The organism is Massilia sp. BGA-UO-ETr-WB1, assembly GCF_059567845.1.
In genome coordinates, this window is sequence record NZ_JCAQOT010000024.1 from 891330 (window position 1) to 913547 (window position 22218).

Annotated in this window: 18 protein-coding genes; 11 read left to right on the forward strand and 7 right to left on the reverse strand. The window is 68.0% G+C overall.

Annotation, left to right across the window (positions count from 1 at the left end; all coding sequences use genetic code 11):
- Positions 1-41 precede the first annotated feature (41 nt).
- Positions 42-1577 (forward strand): tetratricopeptide repeat protein, encoded by a 1536-nt coding sequence (locus AC56DV_RS17195; protein ID WP_496315451.1) that lies wholly within the window; start codon positions 42-44, stop codon positions 1575-1577.
- On the opposite strand, the gene AC56DV_RS17200 is transcribed toward AC56DV_RS17195, so the two are convergent.
- Entirely contained in the window at positions 1578-4982 is a 3405-nt protein-coding gene (locus tag AC56DV_RS17200; RefSeq protein ID WP_496315452.1) for an ATP-binding protein, read from the reverse strand.
- 67 nt (positions 4983-5049) lie between these two features.
- On the reverse strand, positions 5050-6096 hold the full coding sequence (locus AC56DV_RS17205; protein ID WP_496315453.1) for a hypothetical protein: 1047 nt from the start codon (positions 6094-6096) through the stop codon (positions 5050-5052).
- Positions 6097-6310: 214 nt separating this feature from the next.
- Between AC56DV_RS17205 and AC56DV_RS17210 the strand changes: the two genes are divergently transcribed.
- The 5 genes from AC56DV_RS17210 (at position 6311) to AC56DV_RS17230 (ending at position 10663) form a co-directional block, all read left to right on the forward strand.
- Positions 6311-7540 carry a M48 family metallopeptidase gene (locus tag AC56DV_RS17210; RefSeq protein WP_496315454.1) on the forward strand — a complete coding sequence of 410 codons (1230 nt, stop codon included), beginning with the start codon at positions 6311-6313 and terminating at the stop codon, positions 7538-7540.
- On the forward strand, positions 7530-8105 hold the full coding sequence (pnuC, locus tag AC56DV_RS17215) for a nicotinamide riboside transporter PnuC (RefSeq protein ID WP_496315455.1): 576 nt from the start codon (positions 7530-7532) through the stop codon (positions 8103-8105). Before AC56DV_RS17210 ends, pnuC begins: the two co-directional genes overlap by 11 nt.
- The gene (locus AC56DV_RS17220) at positions 8102-8740 is read left to right on the forward strand and encodes a TetR/AcrR family transcriptional regulator (RefSeq protein WP_496315456.1); all 639 of its coding nucleotides are present in this window, start codon (positions 8102-8104) and stop codon (positions 8738-8740) included. Before pnuC ends, AC56DV_RS17220 begins: the two co-directional genes overlap by 4 nt.
- An 82-nt stretch (positions 8741-8822) precedes the next feature.
- Complete coding sequence (locus AC56DV_RS17225; RefSeq protein ID WP_496315457.1) at positions 8823-9665, forward strand: oxidoreductase; 843 nt, start codon at positions 8823-8825, stop codon at positions 9663-9665.
- Entirely contained in the window at positions 9662-10663 is a 1002-nt protein-coding gene (locus AC56DV_RS17230) for an NADP-dependent oxidoreductase (RefSeq protein ID WP_496315458.1), read from the forward strand. Before AC56DV_RS17225 ends, AC56DV_RS17230 begins: the two co-directional genes overlap by 4 nt.
- On the opposite strand, the gene AC56DV_RS17235 is transcribed toward AC56DV_RS17230, so the two are convergent.
- Positions 10660-10989, reverse strand: a complete 330-nt coding sequence (locus tag AC56DV_RS17235) for a hypothetical protein (RefSeq protein ID WP_496315459.1) — start codon at positions 10987-10989, stop codon at positions 10660-10662. The two genes, AC56DV_RS17230 and AC56DV_RS17235, sit on opposite strands and share 4 nt — an antisense overlap.
- A gap of 558 nt (positions 10990-11547) precedes the next feature.
- On the opposite strand from AC56DV_RS17235, the gene AC56DV_RS17240 reads away from it, so the two are divergent.
- Positions 11548-14103: a TonB-dependent receptor plug domain-containing protein gene (locus tag AC56DV_RS17240; protein ID WP_496315460.1), complete on the forward strand. Its 2556-nt coding sequence runs from the start codon at positions 11548-11550 to the stop codon at positions 14101-14103.
- Here AC56DV_RS17240 and AC56DV_RS17245 read toward each other — a convergent pair.
- Positions 14091-14906, reverse strand: coding sequence for a response regulator transcription factor (locus AC56DV_RS17245; RefSeq protein ID WP_496315461.1), 816 nt, complete (start codon positions 14904-14906; stop codon positions 14091-14093). The genes AC56DV_RS17240 and AC56DV_RS17245 overlap by 13 nt on opposite strands.
- Positions 14907-15220: 314 nt before the next feature.
- On the opposite strand from AC56DV_RS17245, the gene AC56DV_RS17250 reads away from it, so the two are divergent.
- On the forward strand, positions 15221-15718 hold the full coding sequence (locus tag AC56DV_RS17250; RefSeq protein ID WP_056404007.1) for a winged helix-turn-helix transcriptional regulator: 498 nt from the start codon (positions 15221-15223) through the stop codon (positions 15716-15718).
- 20 nt (positions 15719-15738) lie between these two features.
- On the opposite strand, the gene AC56DV_RS17255 is transcribed toward AC56DV_RS17250, so the two are convergent.
- The 3 genes from AC56DV_RS17255 to AC56DV_RS17265 are packed head-to-tail and all read right to left on the reverse strand — an operon-like array spanning position 15739 to position 17472.
- Positions 15739-16569 (reverse strand): anti-sigma factor family protein, encoded by an 831-nt coding sequence (locus AC56DV_RS17255; protein WP_496315462.1) that lies wholly within the window; start codon positions 16567-16569, stop codon positions 15739-15741.
- Between the two features lie 10 nt (positions 16570-16579).
- The gene (locus AC56DV_RS17260; protein WP_496315463.1) at positions 16580-17086 is read right to left on the reverse strand and encodes an RNA polymerase sigma factor; all 507 of its coding nucleotides are present in this window, start codon (positions 17084-17086) and stop codon (positions 16580-16582) included.
- 29 nt (positions 17087-17115) lie between these two features.
- On the reverse strand, positions 17116-17472 hold the full coding sequence (locus tag AC56DV_RS17265) for a COG4315 family predicted lipoprotein (protein WP_496315464.1): 357 nt from the start codon (positions 17470-17472) through the stop codon (positions 17116-17118).
- Between the two features lie 114 nt (positions 17473-17586).
- Between AC56DV_RS17265 and AC56DV_RS17270 the strand changes: the two genes are divergently transcribed.
- From AC56DV_RS17270 to AC56DV_RS17280, 3 genes are all read left to right on the forward strand, one after another.
- A complete protein-coding gene (locus AC56DV_RS17270; RefSeq protein WP_496315465.1) occupies positions 17587-18267 on the forward strand; it encodes a DUF4142 domain-containing protein in 681 nt (226 codons plus the stop codon).
- 83 nt (positions 18268-18350) lie between these two features.
- A complete protein-coding gene (locus tag AC56DV_RS17275; protein ID WP_496315466.1) occupies positions 18351-19301 on the forward strand; it encodes an AEC family transporter in 951 nt (316 codons plus the stop codon).
- A 72-nt stretch (positions 19302-19373) separates the two neighbouring features.
- A complete protein-coding gene (locus tag AC56DV_RS17280) occupies positions 19374-22217 on the forward strand; it encodes a diguanylate cyclase (RefSeq protein ID WP_496315467.1) in 2844 nt (947 codons plus the stop codon).
- Position 22218 lies beyond the last annotated feature (1 nt).

Consider the following 22218-nt stretch of genomic DNA (forward strand, 5'->3'; position numbering starts at 1 on the left):
TTCTGGTAAGGTGCTGTTTTTGTCCGAACCGAAGCCGCGCCATGTCATCACAAAGCCACCGTACCAGCCAGTTGCTGCAGCAAGCCGTGGCGCTGCACCAGCGCGGCGACCTGTCGCAGGCCGAGGCGCTGTATGCCGAAGCGCTGCGCCGGGAGCCGGACAATTTCGACGCGCTGCATCTGATGGGCGTGCTGGCGCGCCAGGGCGGGGCGCCGCAATCGGCCATCGAGCTGATAAGCCAGGCCATCGCCATCGACGCGGGCAAGGCCATCGCCCATTGCAACCTGGGTGCGGCCTTGCAGGACGCCGGGCGGCAGCCGGAGGCGCTGGCCAGCTACGAGCGCGCGCTGGCCCTGCAGCCCGCGTATCCGATGGCGCTGGCCAACCGCGGCAACGCGCTGCGCAAGCTGGGCCGCCTGGACGAAGCGCTGGTCAGCTACGACGCCGCGCTGGCGCTGCAGCCGGCGTACCCGGAAGCGCTGGGCAACCGCGGCATTGCGCTGCATCTGCTGGGGCGGCGCGCGGAGGCGCTGGAGAGTTTCGGGCAGTCGCTCACGCTCAATCCCAACCTGGCCGAATCCTATTGCGGCGCGGCCGTCACGCTGCAAAGCCTGGGCCGGCAAGAGGACGCCAGGGAGGCCTACCGCAACGCGATCGAGGTCAAGCCCTCGTACGCGGAGGCGTGGACCAGCTATGGCACGCTGATGCAGCGCAACGGCGACTACGCAGGGGCGCTGGACTGCCACGAGCACGCGCTGGCGCTGCAGCCGGGCAATGCGCAAGCGCATCTGCACCGCGCCAATGCCCTGCGCGCGCTGAACCGCGCCGGCGAGGCGGCTGCCGCCTACCGCGACGCGCAGGCCTGCGGCGCGGATGCCGCGTCGGTGGCCTACCAGCTGGCCGCGCTGGGCGAAGAAGCCGCGCCGGCCATGCCGCCGCCGCAATACGTCGCCGCGCTGTTCGACCAGTACGCGGACGATTTCGACCACCACCTGCAAAGCGTGCTGCAATACCGCGCGCCGCAATTGCTGCTGGCCGCGCTGGATGAACTGGGCGCGCTGGCGGCGGAAATCGACGTGCTGGATCTGGGCTGCGGCACCGGCTTGTGCGGCCCGCTGCTGCGGCCGTACGCGCGCACGCTGGCCGGTGTCGACCTGTCGCCGCAGATGCTGGAGCAGGCCCGCCGCCGCGAGGTCTACGACGAACTGGCTTGCGCCGACATCGTCGAGTTCCTGCAGGCGCGCGGCACGCCATGCGGACTGCTGGTGGCGGCCGACGTGCTGGTGTACTTCGGCGACCTGCAGCCCGTGTTCCGCGCCGCCCGCCGCGTGCTGCTGGACGGCGGCGCCTTCGCCTTCACGGTGGAAGCACAGGAGGCAGGCGCGCAAGCCATCGGCGTGCAACCCATCGATTACGCGCTGCGCCCCTCCGGCCGCTACGCCCATTCCCGCGACTACCTGGAAGCACTGGCGCAAGCCCACGGCTTCCAGGCGCGCAGCATCACCGAACAAGTGCTGCGCAAGGACGACGGCAAGGACCTCACCGGCCTGGTCGCCGTCTTCGCTAAAACGTCCTGATCAGGCCAGCGCTTGCAGCGCCAGGTGCAGGCGCGGGGCGGCGTGGGTGTAGCCGTATTGGGCGGACTGCGCGTGCAGCAGCGCGAGGTGGGCGCGCAGGGTTTCGGACGGGGCGCGCAGCCAGTCGGCGTAGGCGTGGATCAGCGCGGTGTGGTGCTCGATCCAGTTGCAGGACTCTTGCGCCGCGTAAGCCGCAAGCTGGCCGGCGTAGAATTCGGCGGCCACGGTGTCGCCGTCGAGCAGCGAGACTTCGGCTGCGCTCAGGTGGAAGCGGTAGGCGTTGTGCGCCAGGCAATCGCGCGTCAGGTGAGCCGCGCCTTGCAGCAGGGCGCGCTTGCGCACGGCGGCGTCCTGCGAGAACAGGGCCAGCGTGCCCAGCACCCACGGACCGATGAAGTTGTGCAGCTGCAGCCGTTCCATCTGCTGCGCCGCCAGCACGATCTGGCGCTCGGCCAGCGCACGGTCGCCGCGCAGCCAGGTGATGCGGGCCTGGCTTTCCATCAAAAACGTTTCGAAGCGCGAACTGCCCAGCGAGCGCGCCAGTTCCAGTCCGGTTTCCACTTCTTCGCCAGCCTGGTCCAGCAGGCCGTCCGCCACCAGCGCCCAGCCGGCGGTCATGCGCGCGAAGGTTTCGGCGCGGCGGTTGCCGACCTTGCGTGCGATGGCGGCCGACGCTTGCGCGTCGCGCACGGCGCCGGCGGCGTCGCCGAGGTAGATGCGGGTGGAGCCGAGCGCGGCGCGGTTGGAGGCTTCGATCTGCACGAAGCGGTCCTGCTCGCACATGGCCAGGCATTGCTCGAACAGGTCGTAGGCCTTGCGCATGCGGCCCTGCGCGTAGTACGAGTCGCCCACGCCGCTCAGCGCGCGCGCCTGCGTCTCGCGCATGTCGCTCGCTTGCGCGTAGCGCGCCGCGTCCTCGTGCAGGCGGCGGCATTCGTTGTAGTTGCCGCGCGGGAAGTAGATATTGCCCTTCAGGTAAAGCAGCTTGCCCAGCGCCGCTTCGGCGCCGATCTCCAGTGCCAGCGGCACCGTCTCGTCCAGCAGGCGCTCTTCCTCCTCCAGCTCTTCCAGCACGTTGAGCGTGGCGGCCAGGCCGACCACGGCTTCGATCTTGTCCTGCGGCCGCCCGGCCAGCAGCATGGCGTGCTGATAGTAGCGGCGCGCGTTGCCCATGTGGCCCATGCCGGCACTGGCGTGCGCGCGCAGCAGGGCGAGCGGGAAGCTGCTGAAACTGGTGGAGTCGGCCGTGTTGCAGGCCGCCGTCAGGTCCAGCGCCGCTTCGAACTGGTGCTGTTCCAGCTTGACGCGGATGGCCGACAGCATCATCTCAAGCGCGCCCGGGTCGCCGGCGCGGTACAGGTGGTGCGCGCACTGCACGGCGTCCTGCCCGCGCCAGGCCTGCGCCGCCTGCAGGTGCAGGCGGCGCTGCTGGGCGGGGTCGATGGCGTCGTAGATGCAGTGCATGACGAGGTCGTGCACGAAGCCGTAGCTGCCGCCGCTGGTGGAACCGGCCACCGCGCGCAGCAGGCTGTCGCGCCCGGCCGCTTGCGGCTGGTAGTCCGGCTGGCCGAGCGCGGCGCGCAGCAGCGCCAGGTCGAAGCGGTGGCCCAGCACCGACGCCATGCGCAGCGCCTGCGCGTGCTCGGTCGGCAGGCCGTCCAGGCGCGCCTGGACCAGGTGGCGCAGGCTGTCCGGCAGGTGCTGGCCGGGACTGGCCAGCAGCTGGGTCAGGAACAGCGGATTGCCCTGCGCGCGTTCCACGCAGCGGGCGCGGTAGGCCGGGTCCACGTCGCCGAACTGGTCGGCCAGCACTGCCGCTTCGCGCGGCGCCATCGGCGCCAGGTCGAACACGGACAGGCCCAGGTCGTCCATCTGCTGGCGCAGCGCCGATTCGAGCGGGTCGTTTTCCACGCGCGAGGTGATCACCCACAGCACCGGCGCTTCGCGCGACAGGGCCAGCAGGGGGCCGAGCGCTTCGAACAGGTAAGGGTCGCCCCAGTGCACGTCCTCCAGCGCCACCAGCTGCGGCTCGGTCATGGCCTGGCGCAGCAGCAGCGTTTGCAGCGCGTGCGACCAGCCCTGTTCGCGCACCTCGGGACTCATGGCCGAGTACAGCGCGTGCTGCTCGGGGCCCAGCTGCACGCCGGCCAGCACGTGGTAGAACAGGGCCGAGTCGGCCGGCAGGTAGAGCCGCGCCACTGTGTCGGCGATGGCTTGCGCGTTCGACTGCGCCAGCGGCGAGCCGAGGCCGAGCAGGCTGCGCGCCAGCTGTTCCAGCGGCGCGCGCCAGCCGGCGTCGGCGCCCAGGTCCTGCACTTCGGCGCGGTGGCAGCGCATGCCGTGCTGGCGCGCGATGTCGGCGAATTCCTGCGCCAGGCGGCTCTTGCCCACCCCCGCCATGGCGCGCAGGTAGATGATGTGGCCGCACTGGCTTTCCTCGATGCTCTCCACCACCGCCTTGAATTGGCGCGTTTCCGTATAGCGGCCGATCAGCGGCGGCAGCTGGCTGGCGTCGCTGGCGGCCGGCTTGCTGAAGGCCAGGTAGCCGGGGTAGCGCGGCCCGTCGTCTTGCTGCTGGTGCTGCTGCTCCGGCTCGAACAGGAAGCGGTTGTCGAGCAGCGGCAGCAGCTTGCGCTCGACGTACAGCGGCAGGCGGAAGGGGCGCACGCCGGGCGCCGCGTGCGGCACGTGGCCGTGGCGCAGGTCGGGCACGGGATCGGCGGAGACGGCGGCGCCGCGCTCCCAGCGCGCCATGCGCAACGCCATGGCGCGGCCGCCGTGGGTCAGCAGGTGGCGGTTCAGCTCCAGCGCGCAGCGCATGGCGCGCTCGGCGTCGCTGCGGAAGGCTTGCGGCAGGCCGAACACGGCCGAAACGCGGCTGCCGTCCACTTGCGCCAGGCGGCCGCCGAATTGCTGCACCACGTAAGCCAGTTCGTGCACGGCGGCGCTGGCTGCGGTTTGCGGCTGCGCCAGTTCGATTTCCAGCATCACCACGTGGCGCAGCACGCCGTCCGGCTCGGCGGGCTGGAGGGCGGCCGGCAGGGTGGCGGAGGGCGCAGTGGTGGAAGGCAGGGCGGCGGGCATGCCGGCGGAGGACAAAGGCGGCGGCGCCGGCATGGGCGCGGCCAGCCCGGACGGCTCGGCCGCCAGCTCTTCCAGCGCCACCCCGAACACCTGGGCCAGGTGGCGCGCGGTGCGGTACAGCACGATCTTGCCGGTTTCCGCGCGCTTGATGGAGGCGATGGAGACGCACAACTGCTGTTGAAAGCACAAGTCCGCCAGCGCTTCCTGGCTGAGCCCGCGCGCCTTGCGCAGGCGTTTCAGCAGCGTGGCGTCGAGCAGCACGCGTCCGTCTTGCGGAAGCGGTGATTCGGCGGGTTGGTAAGAGGGCAGATCCAGGCTCATGTCTCTGCCACTATAGCATTGCAATGCGGGCCGCGACGCGCCCGCCATGCGTTGTTGCAAGGCAATGTTAGTGGGCGATCATGCCCGTCAGCGGCCGCAAAGGACGCAATATCCGCTTGTTGTGATTGGGCGTGGGGTCGTGCGGCGTGAAGCTGGCGGTGAGGCTGTGGGCGTTGGTGCCTAAGTAGTTTCCGCGTATCGCGCCTACAACACGGGCGCCCGATTCGAAGCGCAGCTGGCCCACCAGCACGTAGGGCACGGACACGGTGGAATAGGTCAGCGCGATGGCGGCCCGCATCGAGGTGTGCGGCGCCACGGTATAGGGCGTGTCGAACGCCCAGTCGGTCATGCGGGTGGACGCGCAGTTGGCCACGTAGAACACGGCGGCATCCGACATGACGAATTCGTCGCCGGACACGGCCGGCACCGCGTAGAAGTATTCCACGTCCGGCCCCAGCGTGGCGGCGGGCGTGTTGGTCCAGGAGGATGTTTCTGTTACGGCAATGGAGCCGGCCAGCGTGTGCACCGACGCCTCGCCGGCGTGGTTGGTCACGGTTTCGGAGTACTGGTTGGCGGGGCTGGTGCGCAGCACGCAGGCTTCGCTGAAGTCGTACTCGATGTGCAGCACCTCTTCGATGCTGAGCACGCGGTCGGTGACGGTGGAGGCCCAGATCACGCCCCGGCTGTCGTCCGGGCCGGTGCCGGCGCGCACCGAGAAGTTGCCGTCGTCCTGCATGGCCACGTAGAACTCCTGGCCCTGCGCGGTCACCTGGGTGCCCCAGTGCCAGCCGCAGTTGTGCGCCAGGTCGGAGCCCTGGTAGACGCAGAAATTGCCGTCGCTTTGCACCAGCGCGAAATAGCGGCCGCGCTCGCCCTGCTTGCGGCTGCTCCACAGCAGCCCTTGTTCGTCGTCGCCGTCCATGCCCCGGTACACGCGCAGTGTGCCGTCGCCCTGCAGGGTGGCGAAGAACAGGCCGTTGGCCGACACGATGCTGTCGCCCACCTGCAGGATCTGGTTCATCGGCAGGAAGGTGTGGAAGCGGCGGCCGCCGTGCGTGGGGCAGGGCGGGCTGGCGATGGCCTCGGCGGCGATCTCGTATTGGTGCAACAGCATGGCGGAGCCTGGTGGTTGGGGATGGCGCCAGTATGCCGCGGCGCGGCGCCGCGCAACAGGCCAGCGCGGTCTCAGTTCGGTATCAGCGCAGCGGGGGCTGAGCCTGCGCCTGCGCCTGCGCCAACCGATTAACTACAGGTATTTTAATTTGTTATAAAGCTTTATTTTTTTGAAAACTAATTTAGAATGCCGCACGGAAATTGAGGAATGACAAGTGGAACTGGTATATAAACATGAGCGCGCGCTGCTCAGGGCGCTGCTGGCGGCCTCGCTGCTGATCTGGAGCGGGCTGGCGCTGGCTACCTTGGGCATGGCGCTGATATACCTTGTTTTTATTTTTGCAATCACCGCATTCGTGCAATCGGCGCTGGCCGCCTATTTAAAAGGAACCGGCGTTCATATCAGCTACCAGCAGTTTCCCGACCTGAAAGCGCGCATCGACGTGTGCTGCCGCCGGCTGGGGCTGGAGCGCATACCGGAAGCCTATCTGCTGCGCCGGCGCAGCGTGCTCACTGTCATGCTGCTGGGACGGCGCTACATCGTGCTGCAGTCCAGCGTGCTCGACGCGCTGGAGGACCGGGCCGACGCCATCAATTTCTACATCGGCCACGAAATCGGCCACATCACGCGGCGCCACCAGCGCTGGCTGCCCTTGCTGCTGCCGGCCGCCGTGCTGCCGCTGCTGGGCGCGGCCTACGCGCGCGCCTGCGCCTACACCTGCGACCGGCACGGCCTGCACGCCTGCGACGACTTGCGCAGCGCCCAGAGCGGGCTGGCCGCGCTGGCGGCGGGCGGACGGCGCTGGCGCCAGCTCAACCTGGGCGATTATGCGGCGCAGGCGCAGCAGGCCTGCGGCTTCTGGATGTCCTTCCACGAACTGGTGAACGGCCAGCCCTGGCTGGTCAAGCGCATGGCGGCGCTGCGCGCGCTGGCCGCCGGCGCCGAGGCCGTGCCGGCCGCGCGCCACCGGCTGGCCTGGCTGGCGGCGATGCTGGTGCCGCGCCTGGGTGTGGCGGGCGCCGCCGGCGGCCTGCTGGCGCTGGCGCTGCTGGGCGCGGCCGCCGCGCTGGCGCCGCCATGGCTGGGCGAGGCCGAAGTGCGCCGCCAGCTGGCGCGCGCGGTGCGCGTGGGCCAGGACGCGACGGCGGCGGTGGACCGCTATTACTACGCCAACGGCCGCAGCCCGCTCAGCCTGCGCGAGGCCGGTTTCGCGCTGGCCGATCCCGGCCTGGCCGTGGTCGACGCGCGCATCGACGGCGACAGCGGCGTGGTGCGCATCTACCCGGCCGACTTTTCGCTGCGCGGCAAGGCTATTGCCTTCACGCCCGCGCTGGCAGAGAATAAGCGCGTCGCCTGGCGCTGCGCCGGCGAGGACATTCCGGCCCGGCTGCTGCCGCCCGAATGCCAGAGCAACCAGCCTCCCGGGACCCCGCTTGACCACTAATCTCGAACTGGCCGCCAACGCGGTGATGGCGCTGTCCATCGTGCTGGCCGGGCGCAACAACATTCATTCCTGGTGGATCGGCATCGTCGGCTGCGCGCTGTTCGGCGCGCTGTTCTATGGCGTGCAGCTGTTTGCCGACGTGGCGCTGCAGCTGTTCTTCATCGTCACCTGCCTGATCGGCTGGTACGAGTGGGCGCGCGGCGGCGGCGGCAAGGCCTTGCCCATCACGTCGGCGCGCAGCAGCACGCTGGCGTGGATGGGGGCGGCGGGCGTGGCCGGCACCGCAGGCTACGGGCTGATGCTGCACCACTACACCAGCGCCTACGCGCCTTTTGTCGATTCGGCCGTGCTGGCGTTCAGCATCATCGCCCAGCTGCTGCTGATGGCGCGCCGCGTCGAGACCTGGCCGGTGTGGCTGCTGGTGAACGCGGTGTCGGTGCCGCTGTACTCCAGCCGGGGGCTGTATTTGACGGCGCTGCTGTACGCGGCCTACTTCGTCAACGCGCTGATCTCCTGGCGCTGGTGGCGGCGCCAGATGCGCACGCCGTCCGAAATTGGTATATGATGGGCATCATGCATAAAAAATCAGCCAGCCAGGGCGCCGCGCGTGCCCCACGCCCCGCCGCCAGCCGCAAGGAAGCGACGCACGAGCGCATCGTCGAGGCGGCCGCGCGCGCGATCCGGCGCAGCGGCTACGCCGGCACCGGCGTGGCGGACATCATGAAAGAGGCCGGGCTCACGCACGGCGGCTTCTACGCGCACTTCGCTTCGCGCGAAGCCTTGCTGGCCGAGGCGGCGGACCGCGCCGGGGCCGACGCGGTGCGTATGTCGGCCGATATCGCCGCTGCCGCCGCGCCCGGGCACTCCTTGCAGGCGCTGATGCAGGCCTACCTGTCGCAGCAGCACCTGGAGGCCGTGGAATTCGGCTGCCCGGTGTCCGCGCTGGGTTCGGAGATGCACCGCCAGGCGCCGGAAGTGCGGCATGCGGCCACGCGCCACATCAAGGAGATGATAGACCTGGTGGCGCGCCAGCTGCCCGGCTGGGGTACGCCCGAGGCGCACGAGCAGGCCATGTTCATGGTCAGCGCGATGATAGGCACCATGGTGGTGGCGCGCGCGGTGGATGATCCCAAGCTGTCCTGCGCGTTGCGCGAAGCGGCGCTCAGGCATTTTTCGGAAGCAGGCAAGCACGGCGATTAAGGCGAGCAAGGCAGGCCCGGAGCAAGTGCGCGCCGGGCTTTTTTTGAATCAACAATATGATGATAATCATATGGAGAGTGAAATGAACCGCAAAATCGCAATCGTGACCGGCGCATCGTCGGGTATAGGCGAGGTCACCGCCGAACAGCTGGCCAGGGCCGGTTACAAGGTGTACGGCACCAGCCGCCGCGGCGCGCAAGGCGGGCAGGGCGGGCACGGTTTCGAGATGCTGGCGCTGGACGTGACCAGCGACGCATCGGTGGCGGCCGCCGTCAACCAGGTATTGCAGCGGGAAGGGCGCATCGACCTGCTGGTCAACAACGCCGGCTTCGGCGTGGCGCCGGCCGCGGCGGAGGAGAGTTCGATGCAGCTGGCGCAGTCCATCTTCGACACCAACTTCTTCGGCATGGTGCGCATGGTGCGCGCCGTGGTGCCGCACATGCGGCAGCGCGGCAGCGGGCGCATCATCAATATCAGTTCCGTGCTGGGCTTTGTGCCCATGCCGTACATGGCGCTGTACTCGGCCAGCAAGCACGCCATGGAAGGCTATTCGGAATCGCTGGACCAGGAACTGCGCACGCAGGGCATCCGCGTGTCGCTGGTGCAGCCGGCCTACATCAAGTCCGCGTTCGACGCCAACCAGCTGCGGCCGGACGAAGCGCTGGACGAATACCGTGACCTGCGCGCAGGGCTGGACCGGCGCGTGAAGGAAGCGCTGGCGGGCGCGGACGGCCCCGGCGTGGTGGCGGACACGGTGCTGCAGGTGGCGCTGGCGGCGGCGCCGAAAGTGCGCTACACCTCGGGCGCGCTGGCCGGCCGCCTGCGCTTCCTGCGCCGCTTCGCGCCCGCCGCGCTGGTGGAGGCCGGGGTGCGCAAGGACTTGCGGCTGGACTCGCAGCCGGCGGTGGGGAGGCGCGCAGCATGAAAGCTTATTTCATCAAGCGCTACGGCAAGGCGGATGTGCTGATGTCCGGCGAGCTGCCCGAACCGGCGCTGGGCGACGAGGACGTGCTGGTGCAAATCCACGCGGCCGGCGTCAACCCGCTGGACAACAAGATCCGCAGCGGCGAATTCAAGCTGCTGCTGCCGTACTCCATGCCGCTGGTGCTGGGCAATGACCTGGCCGGCGTGGTGGTGCGCACCGGCGCGCGCGTGCGCCGTTTCAAGCCTGGCGATGAAGTCTACGCGCGGCCGGACGACGACCGCATTGGCACGTTCGCCGAGTTCATCGCGGTGAGGGAAGGCTCGCTGGCGCACAAGCCCGCCACCCTGACGATGGAGGAGGCCGCGTCGATACCGCTGGCGGCGCTGACCGCGTGGCAGGTCCTGGTGGAGAAGGGCCAGCTGAAGGCGGGCCAGAAAGTGCTGATACACGCCGGTTCCGGCGGCGTCGGCACCATGGCGATCCAGTTGGCGAAACACATCGGCGCCACGGTCGCCACCACCGCCGGCGCGGCCAACGCCGCCATGCTGAAGGAGCTGGGGGCGGACATCGTCATCGATTACCGGAAGGAAGACTTCTCGGCCATGCTGAGGGACTACGACCTGGTGCTCGACACGCAAGGCGGGGACACGCTGAAGAAATCGCTGCGCGTGCTCAAGCCGGGCGGAAAACTGATCGGCATCGCCGGCCCGCCGGACCCGGCGTTCGCGCGGCAGCGCGGGACGAATGCCTTCATCAGCCTGGCGGTGCGGCTGCTCAGCTACGGCATCCGCAAGGCCGCCCGCCGCAGCGGGGCCGGCTACGCCTTCCACTTCATGACGGCCAATGGCCGGCAGCTGGAAGAGATCGCCGGGCTGATCGACGCGGGCCGCATCCGGCCCGTGGTCGAGCGCGTTTTCCCGTTCAGCGAAACCCGGCAGGCGCTGGACTACGTCGCCACGGGGCGCGTGAAAGGCAAGGTCGTGATCAAGGTGCGCTAGCGTTTTTCATGCGTGGCCGCCGCAGCCTCGCCAGCTTCCCGGCGCGACAAGCGGGCTTCCATCTCCTCGTGCAGCCGGTAAGCGTGCTGCTCCAGGATGTTTGCCATCAAATTCTCAAGACTGATCTTGGCTACGAATGCATGTCCCCGAAAGATGCCAAGCGCATCCTGATTGAGTTCCAGCGCAACAGGCACCTTCACCTTGGCATACTTTTCCTGCAGCGCGCGCAGATGGGGAACATCCTTGACTCGTTTTGCATTCGTGAAATCGTAGTTCTTGAAGCGCTCATACTCTTCGTCGTCGCTGTCATTTAAATTGGCGTTCATAGTGTTTCCTCTGTGTTGAATTTGCCTCCATGCCGAGATGATGCGCTGCTCGCCGCACGCGCTACGGTCCTCGCTCGTAACAACGTATGGGTCCCGTTCAAACGTCACGCCCCGAGGCAAAACCGCGTCCCTGGCAGCTTTGATGGGGTCCCGTTCGATATCGTCAGAGTTCATTGCAGGTAGGCCTTCCGGCAAGTGGCAAGCTGAGGCTCGGTTCAGTTTGCCGTCGAACGGCTTATAGCCAGGCTGAATAAGCTATGCAGTTTTAATTCGTTCCATCTTGGAAACTGCGCCGGTATAGTGCTTACTCCCGCATCGCTCGATCGAATTTGTTTATGTTCCGTTCCGCTCCGCTGTCCGTCGTCCCTAGCCGCCACGTGCTGTACATGCTCTGCATGGCCCAGTGCATGTGCCGCGCTGCCTCGCACTAAACGCTCTAAACAAAACCCCAAGCCCTTGCTGCATCCCGCTCCGGCCCCACCAGGCCGGGATGGCTGCGCTCACCCCGGTTCAACGCGGACCGGGGCCGCCGTTCCATTCCCACCCAAGAGGAAACCCATGTTTAAACCTTTAGCCATCTCGCTCGCCGTCGCCACTGCTTTCCCATCCCTCGCCGCCGCGCAGGAACTGGAACGGGTCATCGTCACCGGTTCCAATATCCGCACCACGCAGAAGGAGGGCGCCAGCGCGGTCCAGGTCATCAGCGCCAAAGAGATCGCCGCCAGCGGCAAGGCCAGCATCGCCGACGTGATCCGTTCCATCTCCGCCAACAGCGGCAACAGCTACAACGAGCAGTACACCGGCAGCTTCTCGGCCGGCACGGCGGGCCTGTCGCTGCGCGGCATCGGCCAGAAGAACACGCTGATCCTGGTGAACGGCAAGCGCGTCAGCCCTTACGCCACCGCGCAGGATCTGCAGGAAGTGTTCGTGGACCTGAACAGCCTGCCGATGGCGGCGGTGCAGCGCATCGAGGTGCTGAAGGACGGTGCCTCGTCCGTGTACGGCTCGGACGCGGTGGCCGGCGTGGTCAACATCATCCTGTACAAGGAATTCAAGGGCACGGAGCTGAGCGCGCAGTACGGCAGCTCCACCGAGGGCACCGGCCAGTCGGAAAAGAGCGCGGCGCTGCAGGCCGGCTTCGGCAGCCTGGCGAAGGACGGCTACAGCGTGGTGTTCTCGCTGGACGCGCAGCAGCGCGACAAGCTGCAGCAGGACCAGGTGGCGTGGATGGCCGGCAGCGACTTTCGCGGCAACGCCAACGGTTCGCTGGCCTGGGTGCCGGCCAACTACCTGAACAACGATCCAACCCGCCTGCTGGGCGGCCTGCAAGGCCCGCTGCAGCTGCAGCCGTACGGCGCCATCACGCCGGGCAAGAGCGGATCGGTGCAGGCGTATAACAACGCGCAGTTCAAGACGCTCATCCCCGGCATCAGCCGCATCCACTCTTCGCTGCGCGGTACGCTCAAGCTGAACGACGACACCGAAGCCTACGCCGACCTGCTGTACGGCCACTCGCGCGCCGACCAGACCTTCGGCGCCCCGCTGACGGTGGGCAGCGGCCTGCGCGCCTGGAACAACGCCAGGCAGCAGCTGGACAACATCAACGTGGCGCTGCCGGTGGGGCATCCGAACAATCCGGGCGCCACGCCGCTGCCGTTCACCGCCACCCTGTTCGACCTGGGCGCGCGCACCAAGCGCGACAGCGTGGACTTCTTCCGCGCGCTGGCCGGCGTGAAAGGCACGCTGGCGGGCTGGGACTACGACGCCTCCGTGGGCCGCTCCGGCAGCGAGCTGGAAGAAACCGTGAACAACTTCGTCAACCGCTACGAATTCGAAAAGGTGCTGGCCGAGGGCAGCTACAATTTCGCCGACCAGTCGAAGAACAGCGAGGCGGTGCGCGACCGCCTGCGCCTGTCCACCTTGCGCCCGGCCGAATCGACCCTGACCACGGTGGACTTCAACGCCTCGAAGGAACTGGCCGGTCTGCCGGCCGGCCCGCTGGGCTTCGCCTTCGGCGCGCAGTGGCGCCGCGAAGAGATGGATTCGCAGACCTCCACCGCCGTGTTGAGCGGCACCGAGCTGCGCCCGGCCATCAACATCATCCAAGGCAAGCGCGACGTGGCTGCGCTGTTCGCCGAGTTCAACGTGCCGGTCATCAAAGACCTGAACCTGAACCTGGCCGGCCGCGCCGACCGTTACAGCGACTTCGGCTCGGCCTTCTCGCCGAAGGCCAGCGTGCGTTACCAGGCGGCCCAGTGGCTGCTGTTGCGCGGCACCGTGTCGCGCGGCTTCCGCGCGCCGTCGCTGCCGGAGATCACCAACTCCACCTCGGTCAGCTACGGCAGCGTGATCGACCCGCGCGATCCCATCACGCCGACCCAGGCGCGCGGCGTGACCAACCTCACCATCGCCAATGCCGACCTGCGTCCGGAACGCTCGGGCAACCTGAACCTGGGCTTCGTGGTCGCGCCGAACGCGGACAGCAGCGTGGGCGTGGATTACTACCGCATCCGCACCAAGGGCGTGATCGACACCGAGAGCGCGGACAACATCATCGCCAACGAAAAGACCGCGCCGGAAAAGGTGGTGCGCGACGCGCAGGGCCGCATCCAGACCCTGTACCGCCAGTACGCCAACCAGGGCGACCGCCTGGTGTCGGGCATCGACATCGACCTGCGCCACCGCATCGGCCTGCGGCAGTGGGGCAAGCTGGCGCTGAACGCGCAGCTGAGCCATGTGTTCAAGTTTGAAGCGCCGCTGGCGCTGGGCGAGCCGCTCACCAACGGCGCCGGCAACAACCACTTCGGCTCCATTCCGAAATGGCGCGGCGTCACCAGCGCCACCTGGGACATCGGCACCTGGGCCAGCACGCTGACCTGGAACTACGTGGACGGCTACGACCAGACCACGCGTGAAAACGAGCGCGTGAAGCCGGTCGGCACGCTGGACGCGAATGTGGCCTGGAAGGCGACGCCGGCGGCAACGGTGAGCTTCATCGTGCAGAACCTGGGCGACAAGCGCCCGTCGTGGGATTCGTCGACCGCGTTCTTCGACTTCACCCAGGCCGACCCGCGCGGCCGCACCGCAGCAGTGAAGGTGAACTACAAGTTCTGATCCTGGTTGTGATCCTGGCCCTGGCCCTGGCCCTGCCGGAAAGCGCTGGGCGTAACGCCCATGCGCTCGCGGAAGGCGGTGGCGAAGTTGCCGGCGTTGTTGAATCCGATCAGCAGCGCGATGTCCTGGACATCGATTTCCGTTTCGCGCAGCAGCTGCACGCCGCGCGCGATGCGTTCTTCGCGGATGAAGGCGAACACCGTCATGCCGGTCTGCTCGCGGAACAGCTGGGACAGCTTTTCCCGGTAGGTGCCCACGCTGCGCGCGATCTCCGTAAGGCTGGGCAAGGCCGCCAGGTTGTCCGAAATGAGACGCTTGGCGGCGTTGACGATCACCGCGTCCGGGTTGGGCGGCGGCGGCGGCAGCTGGGCGGCGGCTTCCGGTTCGGGCGCGCCGTCGCCGCGCGTGCGCCGCATCAGGTTCAGGTGCACGTGGATGCGCGCCGCCAGTTCGCCCGGCGTGAAGGGCTTGGACACGTAATCGACGCCGCCGATCGACAGGCCCATGATGCGGTCTTCGGCCGCGTCGGCGCCGCTGAGGAAAATCACGGGGATGTCGTAGGTGGCCGGATTGGCCTTGAGCAGGCGGCAGCAGGTGTAGCCGTCCATATTGGGCATGCGCACGTCCAGCAGGATCAGGTCCGGCTGGTTGGCCAGCGCCAGTTGATAGCCCTGCAGGCCGTTGAACGCCACCGAGACGCGGTAGGGTAGTTCGCTCAGCAGGTCGACCAGCATGCGCTGCTCGAACGCGGAATCGTCCACGATCAGGATGCTTCGTACGTTGGCGTCGCTGGTTAAATACATGGTCGGCTTGATGAAGTTGGTGCTACCGCTGTTGCGTATTATGCCTATCTTTTAAATTTTTTTAATAGATTTCTCCGCTCGCAAAACATCTGTCGCGTCTAGCAAAAGCGTAGTTTCTCAGGATCGACAATAATTGAATCGGGTGTTGAGCCGATGCAATCAAATTTCGGTTCATAAACTTAGTTGTTATAAGTTCACTGTTGTATATGGAAAAAGAAGGTGCATGCAGCACCCAAGATGCAAGTTAGCGAAGGTTCCTGCTGGCCAGTTGGCTGTGGGATACGACTTTTTAATCTTGATCGAAGGAGTTGCAAATGAAACACACTGACTTTGGACGTATGCCATGCCCTATCGCGCGCAGCCTGGGCAAAGTGGGCGAATGGTGGAGCATCCTCATCCTGCGCGATGCATTCTATGGCCTGACCCGTTTCGACGAGTTTGAAAAAAGCCTGAAAATCGCCCCCAACATGCTGACCCGCCGCCTGGCAGGCCTGGTTGAAGGCGGCCTGATGGAGCGCCGCCAGTACAGCGCGCGTCCGCCGCGCTACGAATACGTGCTGACCAAGGCCGGCCGCGATTTCAAACCTGTGCTGCTGGCCTTCGTGGCCTGGGGCAATGACCACCTGGCACCGGAAGGCGCCAGCCTGCTGGTGGTGAGCCGCGAAACCGGCAAGCCCGCCGACCAGGTGCTGGTCGATGCGCGCACCGGCCTGGCCATCAACGACGAGGACTACATGTTCGCGCCGGGCCCTGCCGCCAACGAGTTGATGCGCATGCGCCTCGACGACATGGGCCGGCGCGGCGTGCAGTAACCCTCCTGTATCACCGTAGTTCAAGGCTGCAGCTGTTCGTAGACCGCGTTGGCGATCTGCGACAGCTCGGCTTTCCCCAGCGCGCCCGAGAGCGCGTATCCGTAGCTGCCATCTATCCAGTAAAACACGCTGAGCCCGCCATCCCTGGCGTAGCGGAAGCCGGTATCGCGGTTGCCCGCCTGGCCGGAGGAGACGTACAGCGTCAGCCGCTGGCCGCTGGCGTCGGTGTACATGAATTGCGCCACCGGGCCATTGTCGCCCGGCAGTAATCTGCCGCCCACCAGTTCGTAGCCCAGCGGCGCCAGCCGCGGCGGGTGCAGCGGCGTGCCCAGGCGTTTCGACAGCCAGGCCACCAGGTGTTCCTGCTGGTCCGCGCCCACTTCCACCGGATGCCGCACTTCGGGCGCGTACACGCGGTGCGCCAGCGCGGCGCGGTGCGCCAGGCTGGCCGGCGTGCCGCCCGAGGGCGCGCCGGTCCCGGGGCCGCGCTGCCGCGCGCCGTCCGCCGCCAGGTTGCCGGCAGCGCCGTCGCCGGCCTGGCTGCCGAAGTTGCCGTGCGCCACCCAGCCGAGTGCCGCGCTCGACAGCATCAGCGCCACGCCGGCGGCGTAGCGCCGCAGCGGCCAGCCGTAGCGCTGCCAGCCGCGCGGACGCAGCATGCCGCGCGGAATGGCTTCGTCCATCACCGGGCTATACAGCGAACGCAGCGCCACGTTCTGCTGGCGGTAGGCGCGCAGCCGCGCCGCTTCCTGCGGGTGGTGTTCCAGGTAGCGGTCGATGTCGGCGCGGCGCTCCTGGGCCAGGCGGCCGTCGACCCAGGCCTGCAGCTCGGCTTCGGTGACGGGATTCATGGCGCGTCCTTCATTTCACGACCTTCAGCGTGGAGACCGGCGCCTGGCCCAGCATCAGCAGGCGCAGCCGTTCGCGCGCGCGCGACAGGCGCGACATTACGGTGCCGGGCGGAATGTTCAGGACAGCGGCCACTTCCTCGTAGCTTAGGTCTTCCAGCGCCACCAGCAGCAGCACTTCGCGCTGTTCGGCCGGCAGCAGCTGCAGCGCGGCCTGCATGTCGCGGATTTCCAGGCGGTCGCCGGCGGCCGGCGCGCTGAGCGAGCCTTGCAGTTCCTCGCTCAGCGCCACCGTGGGCAGGCTGGGCTGGCGCTGCCGGTCCACGTGCAGGTTGTGCATGATGCCGAACAGCCAGGCCCGCATGTCGCCGCCGCGCCGCCACGACGGCAGCTTGCGCCAGCCGCGCTCCATGGTGTCCTGCACCAGGTCGTCGGCGCCGGCGCGGTCGCCCAGCAGCGCCCGCGCGTAGCGGCGCAGGCGCGGGATGCAGGCCGTGAGGCTGGCGCTGTCGTCTTGCATGATGGCTGCGTGCGGGGCGGCGTGGCGGCTTAGTCTTTCACCACGTGCCACACGTCCTTGAAGTTGTCGCCGCTGCGGTCGCCGGCCTTGGCGTCCTTGACGAAGGTGTACAGCGGTTTGCCCTTGTAGGCCAGCTGCTTGCTGCCGTCGTCGCGCGTCACCACCGAGTACGGCGCCGCCACTTTCTCCGGCGCGGGCACCGCCGGCCAGTTCTGGATGCACGGCCCGCTGCAGGCGCTCTTGCCGCTGCCGGCCACGTCCTTGTCGAAGGTGTAGACGGTCATGCCGGTGGCGGTGACAAGCACGCCGCCGTCTTTTTTCAGGTCCTGCGCGTGGGCGGCCGCGCCTGCGAGCAGCAGGGCGGCGATGGCGATCATGGTCTTCATGGATGTCTCCTGTTGGGGTGAATGGGTGCAACAATTGCGTATACGTAAGCTGCGGCCCCTTTATTCCATCACGCGTAGAATTTTTCTCCACACCCTCAAGGATAGGAGATCCCCATGAACAAGGCAAAACTGGCATTGATAACGGCTGCACTGCTGGGCGCGCTGTCGGCGCAGGCGCAGAATCTGGCCAAGTCGGACCAGCAAATGCTGGAGCAGCTGGCGCAAGGCAATATGGCGGAAATCGAAGCGGGCAAGATCGCCTTGCAGAAGTCGCAGAACAGCGAGGTGAAGGCCTTCGCGCAGAAGATGATCGACGACCACACCAAGGGGCTGCAGGAAGTGCAGAGCGTGGCCCAGAGCAAGGGCGTGACCCTGCCGGCCGAACCGGACGCCAAGCACAAGGCCATGGCCAACAAGCTCAACAACCTGTCCGGCGACGCGTTCGACCGCAGCTACCTGGCCCAGGCCGGCGTGGCCGACCATAAGAAAACCCATGCCCTGGTGCAGAAAGTGCAGTCCAACGCCAAGGATCCCGACGTCAAGGCGCTGGCCGCCAAGCTGGAACCGACCGTGGCGCAGCACCTGACCCACGTGACGCAGCTGAACGCCAGCCTCAAGGGCGGCACCGCCAGCGGCGCCAGCGGCAGCGAGGGCGCCACCGGCAGCGGCACCGAAGCCAAGCCGGACAGTGGCGCCAAGCGGCCGCGCGCCGTGCCGGACAAGGCCAGCGGCAACACCGACAATCCGGAGAACAAGCAGAATCCGACCACCCAGCCGCCCGCGCCGATCAAATAGCGCAGGCTAAACAAGGCGGGTTGCACAAGGCGGGTTGAACAAGGCGGGCTGCCACGCGGCAGGCATGGGTACAATGGGTGCCCATGCTCGCCATTCTTTCCGTCACTTTTCCTTTCTTTGCACTGGTGCTGTGCGGCTACGTGGCCGTGCGGCGCGGCATGCTGCCGCAGCTGGCCATTCCCGGCCTGAACAGCTTCGTGCTGTATTTCGCGCTGCCGTGCATGCTGTACCGCTTCGGCTCGGCCACGCCGATTTCCCAGCTGCTGGATGCGGGCGTGTTCAGCGTCTACCTGCTGTGCGCGCTGGCCATGGTGGGCCTCGCCATGGCGGCCACGCTGCGCCGCAGCGGCTGGAACGACGCCGCCTTCGGCGCGCTGGTGACGGCGTTTCCGAACACCGGCTTCATGGGGGTGCCGCTGCTGCTCGCGCTGGTGGGGCCGCGTTCGTCGGGGCCGGCCATCGTCGCCATCGTGGTGGACATGATCGTCACCAGCTCGCTGTGCATTGCGCTGTCGCGCATGGGCAGCGGCGCCGGGCGGGAGGCGCTGGGGCGGGCGCTGCGCGGCATGCTGGGCAATCCCATGCCCTGGGCCATCGCGCTGGGCGGGCTCAGTTCGGCGGCCGGGCTGGACTTGCCCAGGCCGGCCATGCAGACCGTGGGCCTGCTGGCGGACGCGGCCTCGCCGGTGGCGCTGTTTACCATCGGCGCGGTGCTGGCGCGCTCGCAGATGAATGCCGGCGCGGGCCCGGAAGCGGCCGGTTCGCGCGACTACATCGCGCTGGCGCTGATGAAGCTGCTGCTCCATCCGCTGCTGGTGGCCGGCGCCGGCCATGCCGCCATCGCGCTCGGCGTGCCGCTCGACCCGGCCGCGCTGACCGTCATCGTGCTGGTGGCCTGCCTGCCCAGTGCCAGCAACGTGGCGCTGCTGTCCGAGCGCTTCGGCGCCAACACGGGGCGCATCGCGCGCATTATCCTGGTTTCGACCAGCTTGTCTTTTTTCACATTTTCGGCGGCCGTCGCTGTGCTGCACTGAACTGTGGAATAATGCGGCATCGCGCATAGTGCGTTGCGGCAATATGGTAGAGAAGGACACGATGTAGTGGACATGTTTGCGCTCGATGAAGAGCTGGCGCGCTGGGACGCGGAATTGCCTTCCTTGCAAGGGGATCTGCGCCTGCTGTGCCTGGCCGAACTGGCTTGGCACTTGCGCCAGCGCGACGTCGCGCGGGCCCGGCAACTGGTGGCCGAGGCCACTGCGCTGCTGCCGCCGCTGGACGCCGGCCGGGACGCCGCGCCGGCGGCGCCGCTTTTGGCGCCGCTTTTGCCACGGTTCCAGCTGATCGAAGCCGAAGCCCGCTGGCTGCACGGCGAGCTGGACGCAGGCCAGGCCCTGGCCGGGCAAGCGCTGCACGCCTTCGAGCGGCTGGGCGACATGCTGGGCTGCGCCGACGCGCACTGGCTGCTGGCCTGGATCGCCACCGACCGCGGCGACTCCGCCGCCAGCGACGCCGAACTGGCCATCGCGTCGGCCGAGGCGCGCGCCGGCGGCGACCTGGTGCGGGCCGACATCATCGACGCCGCCGCCGCCATCTTCAGCGTATTCCACAGCCTGCAGGAAGCCAACCAGCGCTGGGGCCAGCGCTTCCCGGCCGACGCCGCGCTCGACCCCGGCGTGCACCCGGCGGCGTCCGGCTGGATCAGCGACTACGACGGCATTTCCGCCTTCCAGGCGGCCGACTTCGGGCGCGCCGTCAGCCGCCTGATGGTGGCCTTCGAAGCGGCCATCGCCACCGGCCAGGTGCGCCGCGCCACCATCATCGCCACCAATATCGGCAACGGCTTCACCAGCCTGAATGCGCACGACGCCGCGCTGGAATGGATGCAGCGCGGCCTGGCGCTGGCGCGCCCCACCGGCTGGCCGATGAGCATCGGCTCGTGCCTGATGCAGACCGCGGAAACCCTGCGCCAGCTGGGCCAGCGCGAAGCGGCGCAGGAACTGCTGCGGGAAGCCATCCAGCTGCTCGAACCCCTGTCCGGCTCGCGCGCTTACGCCGTGTCGCTCGAATACCAGGGCGACCTGGCGCTGGACCTGGGCGACGCGCCGGGCGCGCTGCGCAGCTTCACCTTGCTGGAACAGCGCGGCGATTCGCTGGGCCAGAGCGACTTCAAGAGCGGCGCCCGGCGCGGCCAGGCGCACGCGCTGTCGCAGCTGGACCAGCCGCAGGACGCGCTGTCGGTGGCCCTGTCGGCGCTGTCGCTGGCCAGCGAGCACCGCGACGTGTACAACCAGATCGCCGCGCTGCGCGTGCTGGCGCAGATCCACGCCCGCCACCCGCTGCCGCAGCCGCTGGGCATGGCGGCGCCGAACGCCGTGCTGCACTACCTGCAGCTGGCCATGAATCTGGCCGCCACCATCGCCGGCTACGCGGTGCCGGCTGCGCTGCTGGACGCCGCCGCGCGCGAATACGCCGCCACCGGCGACCACGCGCGCGCCTACGAGATCGCGGTGCAGGCCAACGCCGCGCGCGACCGCACGCACAGCCAGGAAGCCACCAACCGCGCCATCGCCATGCAGGTGCAGCACCAGACCGAGCGTGCGCAGACCGAGGGCGAGCACCACCGCCAGCTGGCGGCGGCCGAGGCGCAGCGCGCCGAGGTGCTGCAGCGGACCAACGCCACGCTGGCCCACCTGAGCGCCATCGGCCAGGAGATCACTGCGCACCTGGACGCGGCCGCCGTGTTCCGCGCGCTGGACCGCCACGTGCACGGCCTGCTGGACGCCACCCACTTCTCCATCTTCATGCTGGAGCCGGACGGCGAACACCTGAGCTGCGCCTTCGGCATCGAGGCGGGGCGGGAGCTGCCGGCCTCGCGCTTCGCGCTGTCCGACCCGAACGCCAATTCGGTGCGCAGCGTGCGCGAGCGGCGCGAGATCCTGATCGAGATCGACGAAGACGGCGCCACGCCGAACCTGATCCCCGGCACCTTGCCGACACTGAGCCTGCTGTTCGCGCCGCTGGCGGTGGGCGAGCGCGTGCTGGGCGTGATGACGGTGCAGTCGCTGCGCGCGCAGGCCTACGGCGAACGCGAACGGCTGATCTTCCGCACCTTGTGCGCTTACGGCGCCATCGCGCTCGACAACGCCAGCGCCTATCGGCAGGTGGCCGCCACCCAGGCGCAGCTGCTGGAAAAGAACGTGGAACTGGAGCGGGCCTACAAGGCGCTGGAGGAAGTGAGCCTGACCGACCAACTGACCGGCCTGCGCAACCGCCGCTTCTTCCTGCAGCACGTGGATGCCGACGTGGCCATGACGCTGCGCCAGTACGACTGCCCGGATGGCCAGGAGAGTGAACGCCCGGTCTGCATGGACAAGGACCTGGTGTTCTTCATGGTGGACCTGGACCATTTCAAGGAAGTGAACGACCGCTACGGCCACGCGGCCGGCGACGCGGTGCTGGTGCAGATGCAGGAGCGCCTGCGCGAAGTGTTCCGCGAATCGGACTATCTGATACGCTGGGGCGGCGAAGAATTCCTGGTGCTGGCGCGCGCCACGGACAGGGAGGAAGCCAAGGTGGTGGCCGAGCGTATCCGCAGCGCGGTGGCGCTGCGCGAGTTCCGCCTGCCGGACGGCAGCCCGCTGCACAAGACCTGCTCGATAGGCTACGCCTGCTTCCCTTTCCTGCCGTCGCAGCCGCGTTTGCTCACCTGGTCGCAAGTGGTGGAGCTGGCGGACATGGGGCTGTACATCGCCAAGCACTCCGGGCGCGACGCCTGGGCCGCGCTGTACAGCACCCCGGCCACGCAGCCGGAGGATCTGTTCGCGCGCATGATGAAGCAGCTGGAGCAGACCGTGGCCAGCGGCCAGGTGAAGGTGGTCACCAACCTGGTGAACCCGCCCAACCTGGGCGGCGAACGGCGCCGCGTCGGGCTGTCCAGCGACCTGGCGTAAG